Annotated in this window: 11 protein-coding genes and 3 pseudogenes; 11 read left to right on the top strand and 3 right to left on the bottom strand. The window is 66.4% G+C overall.

Annotated elements, in window-relative coordinates:
• Window positions 1–596, top strand: a pseudogene (locus tag P1P70_RS27950) (hypothetical protein); the annotation flags it as partial.
• Window positions 597–1332: 736 nt separating this feature from the next.
• Complete coding sequence (locus P1P70_RS27945) at window positions 1333–1479, top strand: hypothetical protein (protein WP_319242483.1); 147 nt, start codon at window positions 1333–1335, stop codon at window positions 1477–1479.
• A gap of 256 nt (window positions 1480–1735) precedes the next feature.
• On the opposite strand, the gene P1P70_RS27940 is transcribed toward P1P70_RS27945, so the two are convergent.
• Window positions 1736–3067, bottom strand: coding sequence for a hypothetical protein (locus tag P1P70_RS27940; protein WP_319242481.1), 1332 nt, complete (start codon window positions 3065–3067; stop codon window positions 1736–1738).
• A gap of 624 nt (window positions 3068–3691) precedes the next feature.
• Entirely contained in the window at window positions 3692–5317 is a 1626-nt protein-coding gene (locus P1P70_RS27935) for a restriction endonuclease (protein WP_319242479.1), read from the bottom strand.
• A 16-nt stretch (window positions 5318–5333) separates the two neighbouring features.
• On the opposite strand from P1P70_RS27935, the gene P1P70_RS27930 reads away from it, so the two are divergent.
• Together P1P70_RS27930 and P1P70_RS27925 are read left to right on the top strand one after the other, a co-directional pair.
• Window positions 5334–5588: a MafI family immunity protein gene (locus P1P70_RS27930; RefSeq protein ID WP_319242477.1), complete on the top strand. Its 255-nt coding sequence runs from the start codon at window positions 5334–5336 to the stop codon at window positions 5586–5588.
• 39 nt (window positions 5589–5627) lie between these two features.
• A pseudogene (locus tag P1P70_RS27925) lies at window positions 5628–6397 on the top strand (transposase).
• A gap of 62 nt (window positions 6398–6459) precedes the next feature.
• On the opposite strand, the gene P1P70_RS27920 reads toward P1P70_RS27925, so the two are convergent.
• Entirely contained in the window at window positions 6460–7272 is an 813-nt protein-coding gene (locus P1P70_RS27920; protein WP_319242475.1) for an IS5 family transposase, read from the bottom strand.
• Window positions 7273–7462: 190 nt separating this feature from the next.
• Between P1P70_RS27920 and P1P70_RS27915 the strand changes: the two genes are divergently transcribed.
• The 7 genes and pseudogenes from P1P70_RS27915 to P1P70_RS27885 form a co-directional block, all read left to right on the top strand.
• Entirely contained in the window at window positions 7463–8677 is a 1215-nt protein-coding gene (locus tag P1P70_RS27915) for an MFS transporter (protein WP_319242473.1), read from the top strand.
• Window positions 8678–9160: 483 nt separating this feature from the next.
• Window positions 9161–9622, top strand: a complete 462-nt coding sequence (locus P1P70_RS27910) for a hypothetical protein (protein WP_319242470.1) — start codon at window positions 9161–9163, stop codon at window positions 9620–9622.
• Window positions 9623–9845: 223 nt separating this feature from the next.
• Window positions 9846–10742 (top strand): AAA family ATPase, encoded by an 897-nt coding sequence (locus P1P70_RS27905; RefSeq protein WP_319242468.1) that lies wholly within the window; start codon window positions 9846–9848, stop codon window positions 10740–10742.
• The gene (locus tag P1P70_RS27900) at window positions 10739–12580 is read left to right on the top strand and encodes a TniQ family protein (protein ID WP_319242465.1); all 1842 of its coding nucleotides are present in this window, start codon (window positions 10739–10741) and stop codon (window positions 12578–12580) included. Before P1P70_RS27905 ends, P1P70_RS27900 begins: the two co-directional genes overlap by 4 nt.
• A 101-nt stretch (window positions 12581–12681) precedes the next feature.
• Window positions 12682–13491, top strand: a complete 810-nt coding sequence (locus tag P1P70_RS27895; protein ID WP_319242463.1) for a LysR family transcriptional regulator — start codon at window positions 12682–12684, stop codon at window positions 13489–13491.
• A gap of 45 nt (window positions 13492–13536) precedes the next feature.
• A complete protein-coding gene (locus P1P70_RS27890; protein ID WP_319242485.1) occupies window positions 13537–14130 on the top strand; it encodes a TetR/AcrR family transcriptional regulator in 594 nt (197 codons plus the stop codon).
• Window positions 14127–14351: pseudogene (locus tag P1P70_RS27885) on the top strand (alpha/beta fold hydrolase); the annotation flags it as partial. The gene P1P70_RS27890 and the pseudogene P1P70_RS27885, both read left to right, overlap by 4 nt.
• Window positions 14352–14449 lie beyond the last annotated feature (98 nt).

Here is a 14449-nt window from a genome sequence, read left to right as displayed (position 1 = left end):
GGTGCGCGGGGCGAGGGCGTGACTGGCCCGCACACCCGGAACAGCCGCCGGTGTACCCGGGCGCGCCCGGGGGCCCCGACCCGTTCGCGTTGGACCAACTGGCCACCGACGCGGCGGCTCGCGCGCACGCGTTGCTCACCACGGGACGGGACCCGGTGGCCGAACTGACGCTCTGGCAGGACGCGGTACGGCTCGCCGCCGCCCGCCCCGGCTCCGGTCTCACCGCCACCACCCGTGCCCTCTACTCCTCGCTGGCCGTCGCCACCGGTCGCACCCCGGCCGATCTGGCCCGCGCGGTCGCCGCCTGGCGGCAGGGCGGCCTCGAAGGGCTGGCCGTACTGGAGGAGCCCTGGGACCCGCCGGCCGGCCGCTTCGACCGCGCCCGCCCCCTGTTGCTCGCCGCGGACCTCCCGGCTTTCCGGCCCTGGCGCAACCAGCTCACCCACCCCCACGGCCACATGCAACTCCGCCTCGGCCACGACGGCCTCTGGTACGCGTACGAGTCCGAACCGGGCCACGACGACTGGTGGCCGAGAGGCACCCCGGACCTCGACCCGGTGGGCGCCCTGACCGTCCTGGGACCGACCGGCGACTGACAACACCCCCTCCCGCCCCTGCCCCTCCCCCTGTCCCTCGCCCGTTCGCCGTCCCGTCGGGCTCGGTGGTCCGGCGACACGCAGGGATGTTTGTTCGACGCCTGTGTCGGTCGTCGCGTGGAGACGGTGTGAGCGGCGCGTGACCTGCGTCGCGGTGAAGACGGTGTGAGAGTTGCCCGCTGATGTTCGGGAGCCGGCCGGGCGGATTCGGGGGCCTGGGACCGAGCACCGAGGAAGGGACGTTAGCGTGGAGCGGTGAGTGAGACGCAGACCCCCGCCCTCCAGTACCGGTTCGACGGGCCGGACGACGCCCCGGTCCTGATCCTCGGGCCCTCGCTCGGCACGACCTGGCACAGGTTGTAGAGACCGTCTTCGGGCGTCCACGTCAGTCCAGGGCGGGTGCGTAGTGGCAGGTCAGGGCATCGCAGTCCGGGGGAGTCGGCGTAGTTGGTGACAGACGTGTGATAGCGCCGGTGAGAGAGGCGTTCGACGGCAAGGCCCTGCAGACGCGGCAGGAGGGCGCTTCCGAGCGGGTGTGCTGCAGCTCAGGCGATGGCACCGCACCCCCCGGGTTCTCCTCCAACGAGCACGTGACGCGAGGGCGTGGTGATGACACACGCCTGCAGTAGATGCGGCCCAGTGCCCTTGGCGGCCAACAGGCCAAAGCCTTCGCTTCTGCAAAATCTAACGCCTCTGGAGGCGTCTGAAGCGATGCCTGCTCCGCTTGATGTTCCGAATGACAGGAACGCTGGAGCAGATCTTCAGGAGCGGCCTGCGGCGTAACAAGGCCGGCGGGGTGGACCGGATCGCCCGTACCGCCGACTTCACCACCAAGATCCGCCAAGCCGTCGTGTCCCAGAGCCGCTATCACATCGAGGGCTGAGCGCTCCGGCGATCCGCCCCCGTTGTAGGTGCGTGTGTGAGACGCGAAGGCAGGAGGGGTACGGTCCGCGGGGCTGTGGCTCGCGGCTTCTGTATCTCGTTTGGGCGGCGGCTGAGACGCCCGTCGCCGGCGTCGGGAGTCCGGCGAGTGGGTGCTCAGGTGGGTCCGTAGGGGCTCCAGCCGTGCATGAACGGCTGGAGGTCTTCGGTGCGAGGCTCGGGGATTTCGGGTAGCAATGGTGAACCGTTGAGCGGGTTCAGGCGTTGCACGTGGCTCTCGGTCCACGCGATCCATGCGTCGGCTTCCTCCCTGGCCGGCCCGGGCGGCAGACTTTCTGCGTGAAGTCGGAGTGCGCCGACGTACTCGACGAGGCCCGCTGCCACGCCGCGTGCTGTGCTTCGAGGTGGCGGACACGGTATGCCTCTGCGTATTCGGTCCTGGCCTGACGCTTGGCGGCTTCCCATCGCAGGCGCTTCTGCTGTGCTTCTTCCAGGTCCGCCAGGCGCTTGCGTTCGGCTGCCTGGCCGCGAAGGCCGATCTCCTGCACGATTTCGGCGAGCTGGTCCTCGAGAGCGCGTGCGGCCGTGTCGGCCCACTCGCCGGCCCGGTGGTGCAGCCCACCGCTGACACAGATTCGCAGGCGGTCGGTGGGGGAGTGGTCGTGGCGAGGGATTCTGACCCAGGAGTACTTTTGCGCATCCGCGAGTTCCTTCTGCGTGGGGACGTGCTCTACTCGGTCCTGTTCCTGCAGGATGCGGAGTTCGCATGTCTGGCCCTGCGCCGTGATGGTGAAGTGAGGTGGGCCGCTTCGCCGACGGTGCGGTAGCGGTGCTGTATTCGCGTTTCCGATTGCGGCGGTGTGCCCCGCCTTCTGTGTTGCGGTGAGCAGGGCATGGATGAGTCGGAAAGCCCGGTTCTGCACGGACTTGGTCAGCCCCATGGGATGAGAGAGTCCCTGCAGGGCTTTGACGACTGGATGCGGCTGCACGAGTCGTGCCGGTACCGGAATGGGTGTCAGGGTGGCCAAGCGCCAGGCGGGCGTGTCGACGAGTCGGATTTCATAGCCGTCACGGCACCAGCCTCCGTGCAGCTCTTTGGTCTTCGGGATCTTCCTCGATCTCCGGGCAGCGGCGACACGGATCGGCCATTTCTCGGTCTCCCGGCCGGTGGCTTCCCGTTTGACGATCCGGCCGCCCGCCTCCGCAAGCTCTTCCAGGAGCTGCTCCGTGACGGTCTTCTTCCCTTTTCGGGGTCCGCAGTTGGGGCTCGATGGCCGTGGCGATGGTGGCGTGGCTACCTGGTCGCCGGCTTTCTTCCTGCCGGAGGCAGCTGTCGGCTGCGTTGCAGATTTCCGCACAGGTGCGGTGTCTGTGGCACGAGATTTGTCGGGAGGATGGCTACCGTGGTCGAGGAAATGCTGGCCGGCGGTCGTGAGGGCCGCGGACCAATGCCCTTTCCCCCTGGAGACCTTGACCAGTCCTCGGCTCTGTAACGCCTGGCAGCTGAGCTTGTGCGCCTCTCCCCGCCAAATACCCTCGGGGCAGCCTTGCCCGACCCACCGCAACACCTGCAGTTGACGCTCGTTCAACTGACGCGGCACCTGACCCCCTACCGTGCGAAGTTGCTCGCCAGCATTTTCACAGGTGAGCCCTCGCGGCGTAGGCAAATGACCGCAAATGCGCACTGAAGACGCCGTGGGTCGACAGAGAGACGGGCAAGGCTGTCGCAGGACCAGGCCCAGTCTGAGTTGAACTGAACCGCTCCGGGATTGGTGGAGGCTCAGGACTGTCCCGGAGCGGTTCAGGGTGACGGCCGTCCGCATCCTTGATCGCCATGGCTTTGCGTGGTCCTGGCCGCGATCGGCAGCCAGTCCCGTGTACTCAAACCGCCTTCCGCGTCGGAGCAAGGGCAGCAGGACCGCCAGTGGCGAAGTCCTTCGTGGCTCCATTTCGCTCAGTAGGATCACTGACAGAACGGGGCGGGAGAGACGCGGGGGAGAAGCTGTATGGCAACTGGGGGCCGTCGACCGGGTCGACGCTCGGCGGGGGCGGAGCGTCGACCAGACATGTGTATGGGCGCAGGGCTCCCCGGGTTCGGATCCGTCGGGGTGGTCGACTCGCAGCGGGTGATGTGAAGGAGAGTTGAGACAGGGTGGGGAGGACGGCGGCTCGGTGAACCGGTCGGCTCTGTTCCATGCTGTCGGCGTCCGGAGCTACCGGAGCCCGACTGCTCGAAGCGTCCGCTCGTCCGCCTGGTACGGGTAGAAGTGGCCGTGGTCGAGGCTCGTCTGGAGCAACACCCCCTGCTCCTTGTCGGCATGAAACAGCGACAGAGCAGCGCAGCCCTCGCACGTCTCGCAGGTGAGGAACGGGCTCAGCGGGTGGAGTCCTTGGTCGCGGTCAGCCAGGTACAGGCGGGGCTCGATCCGTCCTGGTCCAGCATGACGCAAGTTCTCGGTGGGAACGACCGGGTGGTCTCCCATCAGCCGCCGAAAGGTGACGGTGTCCGACTGCTCGTGGCGATCCCACACCACGTTGGTCACATCGAGCAGCTGCAGGTCGGCGAGGAACCGTGCTCGGTCGAGGAGGAAGCGCAGGCTGTCGTGGGCCTCGTGCAACTTGGAGGCGGAGACAGCGGGAAGGTCTTCACGCCCGTGTGCCCTGCTGTTGCGCTTGGTGCCGAGGCTTTGGCACGCCACCTCGGCCTCGTCGTCCGCAAGGAGGACCGCGAGTTCGTGGAGGGGGTGCTCGGGGGGAAGATCGGACATGCCCTCCGCCGCTGCGATCTGCTGAAGGATGCGCTGCCAGTCCCCGAAGCCGGGGCCGCCGAGCCCAGTTGCAATCTTCCCCTTGAACGTTCTGATGGCCTTGCAGGTGATGCCGGCCTCGTGCGCCAGAGCGGTCGTGAGAAGCGCGCTGTATCCGAGCAGGGTTTCCGCGGCCTTGAGTACAGCCTCGTATTCTTTCGCCTGGGCATCGTCCTGGCCCTCGGCGCTCTTCTGCGCCTCGACGTTCCGCCAGCGCAGAGCGATCGGATAGGGGTATCGCGTGCGGATGATGAAGTCCGGATCGTCGAGTTGGGCAGCAGCCACAGACCGGAGCCGGGTGAGCTGGCCGGTAGTGATGATGAGCCGCCTGGCCTCCTCCGGGCTCGCGAGCCTGTCGAAGACCGACTCCGCAAGCGTGTTAGCTTCGGCCGCCATCTCACCCAGCCGCTGCCCGGCGGCAGCGAGATCGGCCAGGGCCGCGGACAGCGCTTGGTCCTCATTCGGCAGGTCCAGCGCCTTGAGCTGGGAGCGCCTGAGATGCTGTTGCCCGGATGTTCTCGTTGCGAGAATTCCGACGGTATCAGAGCGCAGGAACGCGAGGATCAGTCGGGCGTGCTCCGCCGACAAGCGTTTAGCCGCGCGGAGAACAAAGAGACTGCTCACAGCGACGGCCGGTAGATCGGCGTCCTGTACGAGGGCAGCCTTCGGCCGTCCGGAAATCACCGAGGAAAGCAAGATGTCACCGGCACGGAGATGAAGCCGCTCCGGCGCATCGCTGCGCCAGTCATCGACTTCGGGATCCGGTTTCGCGATCACACCATCTCGGCCAATGTTTTTCAGCCAGATGAGGCGGACCGCGCCCGAGTCGGCGGGCCCGCAGGCGCCGTCTGTGGCCCGGCGGTCAAAAGCCCATCCGTTTAAGACCGTACTGAACACCGATTCGAACGGCAGGCGGTCCGACGACGATTCTTCGTGCTGCTCAGTGCTAAAGGCTGTCCCGTAACTGATCAGGTGAGTCGACAGTCCTCCGCTGAACAGCGAGGATGTGGGGTCATCGATCCGTTCGTCCATGGAGTGGGGACAGCCCGTGAGCCTGTCGTATCGAGCGCGGGTGGCGGCGCTGCTTGAGGACTCGCCGCTTGCCTCAGAGGCGGTCATCACGGATGTGCGCCATCTGCTGTCACACGGTGAGGAGGCGTTGGCGTTCGACACCATGTGCTCGTGGATCTACGAGGATGCTCTCCTCATCACCCGGCAGTACTACGCGGCCCTGGTAGCTATGGCCGATGAGATGGACACGCCGCGTTCCGTCCAGCGCCTTGACGAGCTGCTGATCGACTGACCTCCACCACCAGCGACGTGACGAGGGATGATCCTTGGCGTGGCTGGTGTGATTGCGGCGTCTGAGCCGTCCTGGATAGCCCCGTTCACTGGGCTGAGCCCACGACAGTTCGGCAAGGTGATCACCACGTTGAGGCGTGAGGGTGCGGACCCCGTCCGTAAAGGCCGACCGTGGAGTCTCCGCTGGAGGACCGGGTTCTGCTGGTTACTGCGTACTGGCGGACCAATCTGACGTTGCGGCAGCTGGCACCGCTGTTCGGGGTGTCCAAGTCGGCCGCCGACCGCATCATCGACCACCTCGGTCCGTTGCTCGCGCTCCAGCAGCGCAAGCGGTTTCGCAAGGACGCCGTGCTGATCGTGGATGGCACCCTGGTCCCCACCCGCGATCACACCGTCGCCGAACAGTCGAAGAACTACCGGTACTCAACCAACCACCAGGTCGTCATCGACGCCGACACCCGGCTCGTCGTCGCCGTCGGCCGGCCGCTGCCCGGCAACCGCAACGACTGCAAGGCGTGGGAACTGTCCGGCGCCAAGGATGCCGTCGGGAAGACCACGGTGATCGCGGACGGCGGTTACCGGGGCACCGGCCTGGTCATCCCGCACCGCCGCGAGAAGGGCCAGACCGAACTGCCCGGCTGGAAAGAGGAACATAACGCAGCCCACCGCAAGGTCCGCGCCCGCGTCGAGCATGCCTTCGCTCGCATGAAGACCTGGAAAATCCTGCGCGACTGCCGCCTCAAGGGCGACGGTGTGCACCACGCGATGCTCGGAATCGCTCGCCTGCACAACCTGATGCTCGCCGGGTGACTGAGGAACACGCAGGTCACCCAGCGCACCAGATATCATTTACGGGACATCGCTTACAACAGCTAACATAATGAGCTGAGTTGCCGGTGGGTGATGAGGCAGCAGGCGAATTTGAGGAGCGCCTCGTGGATGTCGGCCCGCCTTTCCCAGCGCACCCGGAGACGTCGGAAGCCGTGCAGCCAGGCGAACGTGCGCTCTACCACCCAGCGGTAGACACCCAGTCCGCTGCCGTGGGGTGTGCCGCGGCGGGCGATGACGGGCAGGATTCCGCGGGCACGAACCTTGTCGCGGTAGATGTCGTGGTCGTAGCCGCGGTCGGCGAACAGTGAGTCAGGCTTGCGGCGGGGACGGCCGACCCGGCCGCGGACTGGCGGGATGGCGTCGAGCAACGGCAGCAGTTGGGTAACGTCGTTGCGGTTGCCTCCGGTGAGGATGACCGCGAGCGGAGTGCCGCGCCCGTCGGTGATCAGATGGTGTTTGGAGCCGGCCCGGCCCCGGTCGACCGGCGACGGGCCTGTGTGGATCCCCCCTTTCAACGCTCGCACGTGGCTGGAGTCGACAACGCAGCGCGACCAGTCGAGCCGCGATGAGGCATTGAGCTCGGCAAGTAGTGCCTCATGCAGTCGTTGCCAGACTCCGGCCTCATTCCAGTCTCGTAGTCGTCTCCAACAGGTCATGCCCGACCCGAAGCCCATCTCGGTGGGCAGGTACTCCCACTGAATGCCGGTGTGCAGCACGTACAAGATGCCGCAGAGAACCTTCCGGTCCGGCACGGGCTTGCGCCCCGGATACCGGAACCGCCGTTGCTTGCAAGGGAGCAGCGGTTCGATCCGCTCCCACAGCTCATCCGACACGATCCACGGTGAAGCCCCCATGTGATCAGAATGCTCAGCCCGCCCTGCGGGCACCACAGCTAGGGCCAAGGCACCTCACTGCGTTGGCCGTAGCCGGAATGCGACATCACCCGTGAAGGGCAGGGGTGCAGTCGCAGATCTGCCAGCCATCTCTCGATGAGACCTGCTGAACTGATCACGAAACGCGCTGCCTTTCACAGGACGGAACGCCATGCCGGCAACCACCACAGCTTCAGTCAACGGCAAACTCTTACCCCCTCGGGCCCCGCTGATGGGGTGGCTGGCCGTGGTCTCGGTGATGCTGGGGATCTTCGCCATCGTCACCACAGAGATCCTGCCGATCGGTCTGCTGACCTCGATCGGATCCAGTTTCACCGTCTCGGACGGGATGGCCGGACTGGTGATGACCATGCCGGGCTTTCTGGCGGCGATCGCCGCTCCACTGGTCACCGTGGCCACGGCACGCTTCGACCGCAGACTGATGCTGTGCGTCTTCATGCTCTTGCTGGCACTGGCGAACTTTCTTGCCGCCGCGGCACCCGACTACTGGCTCGTACTGACCTCCCGGATCATGGTCGGGATCACGATTGGCGGCTTCTGGTCGATCGGAGCCGGGTTGGCGGAACGACTGGTGCCGCCGGCCTCGGTCGGCAGGGCAACTGCTGTGATCTTCTCTGCCGTCCCGCTGGGATCCGTCCTCGGCGTGCCGGCGGGCACCCTCATCGGAGATCTCGCTGGATGGCGAACGGCGTTCACCGTCATGGGAATTCTGACGGTCGGCGTACTGATCATGCTGCTCTTGTTCGTCCCGCCGCTTCCTCCGGTCCGGGCCACACGGCTGGGCGTCCTGGGCGGCATGCTCCGCAGCGTCAACACTCGCTTCGCACTCCTGCTGACGTTCCTTGTTGTGCTGGCTCACTTCGGCACCTACACCTACGTGACACCATTCTTGGAGCAGGTCACCCACGCCAGCGGTGGTCTGATCACTACATTCTTGTTGCTCTATGGTGGCGCTGGCATCCTCGGCAACTTCCTGGGCGGCGCCTGGGTGGCCCGGTATCCGCGGAGCGTCTTCGGGCTCGCGGCCGCCCTGATCGCCACGGTGACTCTCCTGCTTCCAGCGTTGGGCCGCTGGGAGACCGGCGCAGTGATGCTGCTGATCGTGTGGGGCATCGCGTATGGCGCCGTACCAGTCGCGTCGCAGACCTGGTTCTCCAAGGCGGCACCGCACGCTCCGGAAGCGGCATCGGTCTTGTTCACGGCTTCTTTTCAGGCAACGATCTCGATTGGTGCACTCGTAGGGGGAGTCATCCTGGACCGCACCTCTCCGTCCGCGGTCATGCTGCTAGGCGGTTGCACCGCAGTGCTTATGGTCCTGGCAGTGGGGGCACGCCTCGTCGGGCCGGACTACAACGAGCGGTCCTGAACACATAGAGATTCGCCCACAGGCTTCAGTCGAACACTTAGCGCATGGCCGTCGACCTGGCTCCCGCTCGGTCAGCCACTGACCACTTGGCTCATTGTGTTAGCCGTTGTTAGAGCTCGTACCTTTGTTTCGCTCAAACGTGTGAGTGCCTCCGGCTTTTCTGGAGGAAGCGCGGCTGTCTGCTCCAAGCTGTCATCCACTGCTTGATCGCATCGAGTTGGCTGCAGAGGCGGGGGTGGCTGGTGTCAGTTGAGTCGGCCGTGGTGAGTTTCCGTACGCGGGACCAGGTGGTCGCAGACCAACCGTGGGAGAGCACCAGTAGCGCCACGTTGGCAGAGGTGACCCCGTGGAGAACTTTCCGTTGCGATCCAGCACTACGGCGTCGAGATCGGCCGCCGCCGCTATAGCGGCCCCGGCCTGAAGGGCCTGAGTGGTATCCGGAGTCCGTACGACGGGCCGGTCAAGAATGGCTGGCCGTTCCAGATGGACCCCGATGACATCACCCGGATCTACTTCCGTGATCCGGCCACCCGGGCCTGGCACACGCTGGTCTGGGAGCACGCGCCGTCGACTGAGATGCCGTTGAGTGAGGACGCGTTGACATTCGCCCGGCAGCTGGCGGCTTCGAAGTATCGCTTCCCCGACGACCGGCTCGCCGTCGCTGACTTACTGGAGCGGTGGAACCTGGGGCTGGGCACCACGATCGCCGAGCGGCGCATGGCCCTGCGGCTCTCACGCGAGCAGGCCGCAATCGAGCTTCCAAAGGGGGAGGCGGAGACGGTCGTCTCCCTTCCGTCCGTACGCAAGGCCCTCGGCCAGGACGAGACGCCCGCGGAACCGCTGGAACCCGACGTGGTGACGGAGACGGGGGACGACGACGAGGCCGATTTGGAGGACCTCGCCGACGACAACGACTTCTACGCTGATGCGCTGGAGGATGTGTGAGCGAGGACAGCGTTCCGGGGCCAGACAATCTTGCCCTGTCGAGGAAGGAGGACTTCAAGACGTTCGCCGAGAGCCCTCGCCGCATTCAGCCCGATCTGCTGACCCGCAAACAACTGAAGTCCCTGGCGATGCAGGCGCGAGCGGACTACGACCGGCGGCGCCGGAAGTGGCACGCGAACATCGGCCCGATCAAGACACCACAACTGGCAGGCTTCACGAGGACTTGTGGGACATCGTCGACAGCAACGAGCACGACGGCGACAAGGCCAAGGGGGCGGTGGCCGTCGACGCGTTCCCGGGGCTGGGCAAGACGACCTCGGTGCTGGCCTTCGCCCGTGACTTCCATCAGCGGGAGATCGAGGAGTCGGGCCCGTTCACGAGCCAAGGGCACGAGCGGATCCCCGTCTGCCGGGTCGGGCTGACCGGGAACACCGGGATGAAGGACCTCAACCGGTCCATGCTGGAGTTCTTCGGCCATCCCGGACAGGGAGGGGGCACCACAGCCCAGTTCGGACGGCGGGTGCTGGACTGCGTGTTGTCCTGTGATGTCCGACTGGTTGTTCTGGACGATCTGCACTTCTTGAAATGGGGACAGAACAGCGGCATCGAGGTGAGTAATCACCTGAAGTGGATCGCCAACGAGTTCCCGGTGACGCTGCTGATGGTGGGGGTCGAACTGGCGGAGAAGGGCCTGTTTGGCGAGGGAACGAACGGGCGCGACACCGCTCTGGCCCAGACCGGCCGTCGCACCACCCGCCTGGGACTGCGTCCGTTCACCATCGAAGCGGAGGCCGGGCGCCGGGAATGGCGGCACATGCTGCTGGCCCTCGAACAGCGTCTCGTGCTCACCGAGAAGCACCCCGGCATGCTCGCGGACGACCTGTCCGACTACCTCTTCGCCCGAAGTACCGGACACATCGGCTCGCTGATGACATTGATCAACCGCGGTTGCCAGCGGGCGGTCCGCACCGGCGTCGAACGTCTCGATCAGGAGCTGATGGACCGGGTGAAGAACGACGAGGCATCCGAGGCGGCCCGCCTTGAGCTCCAGGCAGCCCTGGAACGGCGCCGCTTGACCAGCCGCCCCCGCTCTCGCTCGCGGTCGGGGACAGCCGCGTGAATACGCGCGTCCGCACCCTGCCGATCCGGGTTCCCCCGCTACCGGGAGAGGCGCTCGACTCCTGGACTGAAGCCTTGGCCCGACGGCTGGACAGCCCACTCGGCGAGGTACTGCACCACCTCGGACTTCCGCCGCGAACGGGTCATGGAGATCACCTTCGGGGCATCCCGCGCGACTGGACGATCCTTCTGAGCGGGGCTCACACTACGAACATCGCGCATGCGAGCGGGCTGGACGAGCGCACCGTCACGGACATGACGTTGATGTACTACGACGGGCGGGCCGTTCGCATCAATACCGAGCGCCCGAACGTCAACCGACGGGTGCTCTGGGGCCGGGGCAGCGGGTCGCGCTTTTGCCCGGACTGTCTCATCGAGAGCGGCGGCCGCTGGCTGTTGTCCTGGCGGCTGGGCTGTTCCTTCGCCTGCCTTCGCCACGGCCGGCTGCTGGCGGACTGCTGTCCGGCCTGCAACCAGATCCCCCGAGAACGGCCTGCTGCCACGCCGGCGATCCCCCGGCCGCATACCTGCGGCTCTCCATATCCGGGCCCGGGCGGAGGCTTCTCCAAGGGCTGCGGATTCGATCTGACACAAACCCGTACGCTCCGGCTCCCCGCCTCGCACCCGGCATTGCTGGCACAGGCCCGTCTGTTGGACGTCATCGACGCGGACACCGCTGCATTCGGCGCCTACCAGTACAGTCCTCAATCCGCACGACAAGCCCTCACGGATATCCAGGCGATCGCGAGGCGCGTCCTGCAAGACCTGCCCGCATCCAACCTTCGGGACCTGATCCCTCGCGATATCGCCGATGGGCACCTCATCACCGACCTCGGCTGCCCGCTCGCCTCACGCGCCGCCGAGCGGCCCGGCTTCATGGCCCCTCCGCGAGCTGTCAGCACGGCCGCCTCGGTCGCCATCGCCCTGCATGTCCTCGATCAGCCCGACATTCATCTGGCCGGCCGGGTGCTGCGGGACCTGATCGAGGCGATGCGCGAGGAACTCTGGCAAGTCAGCATCACCAGCATCGACGGCTGGGGGCGCGACCTGAGCACGGTCCTGAACGCGGTGCACATCGCGGCTCTTGCACCCAGCATGCGGCCCAATGAACAACTCCGGCATCGCACTCCCACCGCCATGCCTCGCCGCACGGAGAAGACCAGCAGGGACATCGACCGAAGAGCCCGGAAGATCCCCAGCATGTTCTGGCCCGTCTGGACTACGCGGCTCACTCCACCAGAAGGGGTCTATCCCCGCGCTATCGCCCCGGTCCTGGCCGCTTCCCTGCTGATCGTCGGTAGCAAAGCGCGACTCGAGGACGTTGCCGGACGCCTCGGCTCGGCCACCACCGGGATCAACATCTCCCGCATTCTGCAGTGGCTTCAGGATCAGCCGCAGTGGACCGACACGGCTGTTGCTCTGGTCCGGCTCGCTGATCACCTCGATGCCACCGAGGTGCCTATCGACTATCAGCGGCGACGCCGCCTGGACTACACCCGTCTGCTTCCCCGCAGCCGCTGGTCACAGATATGCCGCCGCACCGGCACCCCGGTCGGCAGAGGACCCCGCGAGCAGATCGTCCGAAGCCTGCTCTTCCAACGAATCAGCGGCCTCCCCGCCGAAGCCTGCTCTTCCAACGAATCAGCGGCCTCCCCGCCGAAGCGTTCCCCCGCCACCAGAACGTCACCGAAGCGGAGTTCAGGCAACAGAGCGCCTACTTCGCGGCCCTCCAAACCCCCGAACTCGCCGATGCACTGGCTGGAGAAGCAAGGCACTTCCTCGCCGAGAACCGCATCCACAACGAGCCGATCACCTGGCAGCCGCCCGCCACGCTGCTGAGCGGTCTCGACCTGCCCGGATCCGACCCCGATCACATTGATGTCTCCCGCCTCCACCAACTGGTCCGCAAGCACAAGCGCCCCGTCCAACATGCGGCCCGCGTGCTCGACACCAGCATCGCCGCCATCCGCTACGTCCTGGACGAACACCCTGCCCCTGCAGCCGAGGAGACTGAACGCTCAGCGCGATCCACCGTCCAGATCCGCCAGCGAGCCCGCCGCGAAATCCCGAAGGACGTCCTCGCACGCCTCTATCTCGACGAACACCACTCACTCCAGACGATCGCGGACATGACCGGCTTCTCCCGCGGATTGCTGACCGACCTCGCCCGTGAATACGACATCCCGATCGTCGGCTTCCAAGGCCGCCAGCCCCGCGTGACCATCGAACGGTCCTGGCTCTTCGAGCAGTACGTCGTCCGCCGACGGCCCCTTCCTGACCTGGCCCGCGAGCAAGGCATGAGCCGCTCGAACATGGCCCGCTGGGCCCGCGTCCATAACATCCCCCTCCGTCGCAGCGGAGGCGGAAGTCACCATGCCGCCCTCCGAACAGCCGAACTCGCCGTCCAGTTCCCTGCTGTTCTGCGGAACGCCGTCACCAGTCCCTACGCATGGCAGAGGATGCGTCACTTCGCGGCCGCATCGTCCTTCTCGTCGATGCATGAGGCAGCGCGAGCCCTCAGCATCAATCGGTCAACGCTGGTGAACCAGATCAACCAGCTTGAGGGAGATCTCGGACAGCCCCTTCTGGAACGGGCTACGCGCGGCAGAGCCATGAAGCTGACCCGCTTCGGCAAACGGGTGGTCGCCGCGATCAACAAGATCCCTGCCGAGGGAATGACACCGAGGAACTGTCAGGCAGTCCGTGATCCCGCGGACGCCCATATTGATTGCCCCCGATTGCTTTCCTAGGATCCCTAGGCTAAAACTAGGGTCTCAAGGATGCCAGGAGGGTACATGGTGCGGGCCGGGCTGACAGCGGAGCGGGTGACCGTCGCGGGCGCAGAGCTGGCGGACGACGTCGGGCTCGACCAGGTGACCATGTCGCAGGTGGCGCGGCGACTGGGCGTGAAGGACGCGAGCCTCTACACACACGTCCGCGGCCTGGAGGATCTGCGCGGGCGGATCGCCCTGCTGGCCGCGGACGAGAAGACCATCCGCATCGCGGAGGCGACCGCCGGACGGGCAGGCAAGGACGCGCTCGTCGCCTTCGCGAATGCCTGGCGGGAGTACGCCCACCAGCATCCGGGCCGCTACATGGCAACGCAGACCCCGATCCAGATCGACCCCGAGCTGACCGCAAATGCGCCCGGACCACGGCGGGCGGTCGAGCTGACCTACGGCATGCTGCGCGGCTACGGACTGGCCGAGCCGGACCTGACCGACGCGGTCCGGTTGTTGCGCAGCACGTTCCATGGGTTCGTCGCCCTGGAAGCGGCGGGCGGCTTCGCGCATCAGCGTTCGCCGCAGCAGTCCTGGACCCGCGCGCTCGACGCGCTGCACACCCTCCTGGAGCACTGGCCCCCGTCCCGAGAAGGAGACTCCTCATGACCGACCCGACCATCGGCAGCCTGCGTGTGAACGGCGCGACCCTGCACTACGAAGTGCGAGGCCAGGGCCCGCTCCTGCTGCTGATCCCCGGAGGGACGGGTGGCGCGGCATCCTTCGACGGCATCGCGGACGACCTGGCCGCCGAATACACAGTCGCGACCTACGACCCGCGCGGCATGTCCCGCAGCACGCTGGACGACCCCGACGCCGAGCAGCAAGTTGAGGTTCCCCCGAGATGCGGAGGGTGCTGACAGAGGGTCAGATGGTTCTCATGAGAGGAACATCGACCATGGCTGCCCCCAGGAAGTACTCGTTGGAG

The sequence above is a fragment of the Streptomyces sp. MB09-02B genome (assembly GCF_033794485.1).
In the GTDB taxonomy this organism is placed as follows: Bacteria; Actinomycetota; Actinomycetes; order Streptomycetales; family Streptomycetaceae; genus Streptomyces.
Note: the sequence above shows the minus strand (reverse complement) of the source record. Positions and strands in the feature narration are given on the sequence as shown.

Coding starts and splice junctions, on each gene's coding strand:
- P1P70_RS27945 (WP_319242483.1), top strand. CDS start 1,333: ATGACAGGAACGCTGGAGCAGATCTTCAGGAGCGGCCTGCGGCGTAAC.
- P1P70_RS27935 (WP_319242479.1), bottom strand. CDS start 5,317: ATGGACGAACGGATCGATGACCCCACATCCTCGCTGTTCAGCGGAGGA.
- P1P70_RS27920 (WP_319242475.1), bottom strand. CDS start 7,272: ATGGGGGCTTCACCGTGGATCGTGTCGGATGAGCTGTGGGAGCGGATC.
- P1P70_RS27915 (WP_319242473.1), top strand. CDS start 7,463: ATGCCGGCAACCACCACAGCTTCAGTCAACGGCAAACTCTTACCCCCT.
- P1P70_RS27910 (WP_319242470.1), top strand. CDS start 9,161: ATGGACCCCGATGACATCACCCGGATCTACTTCCGTGATCCGGCCACC.
- P1P70_RS27890 (WP_319242485.1), top strand. CDS start 13,537: ATGGTGCGGGCCGGGCTGACAGCGGAGCGGGTGACCGTCGCGGGCGCA.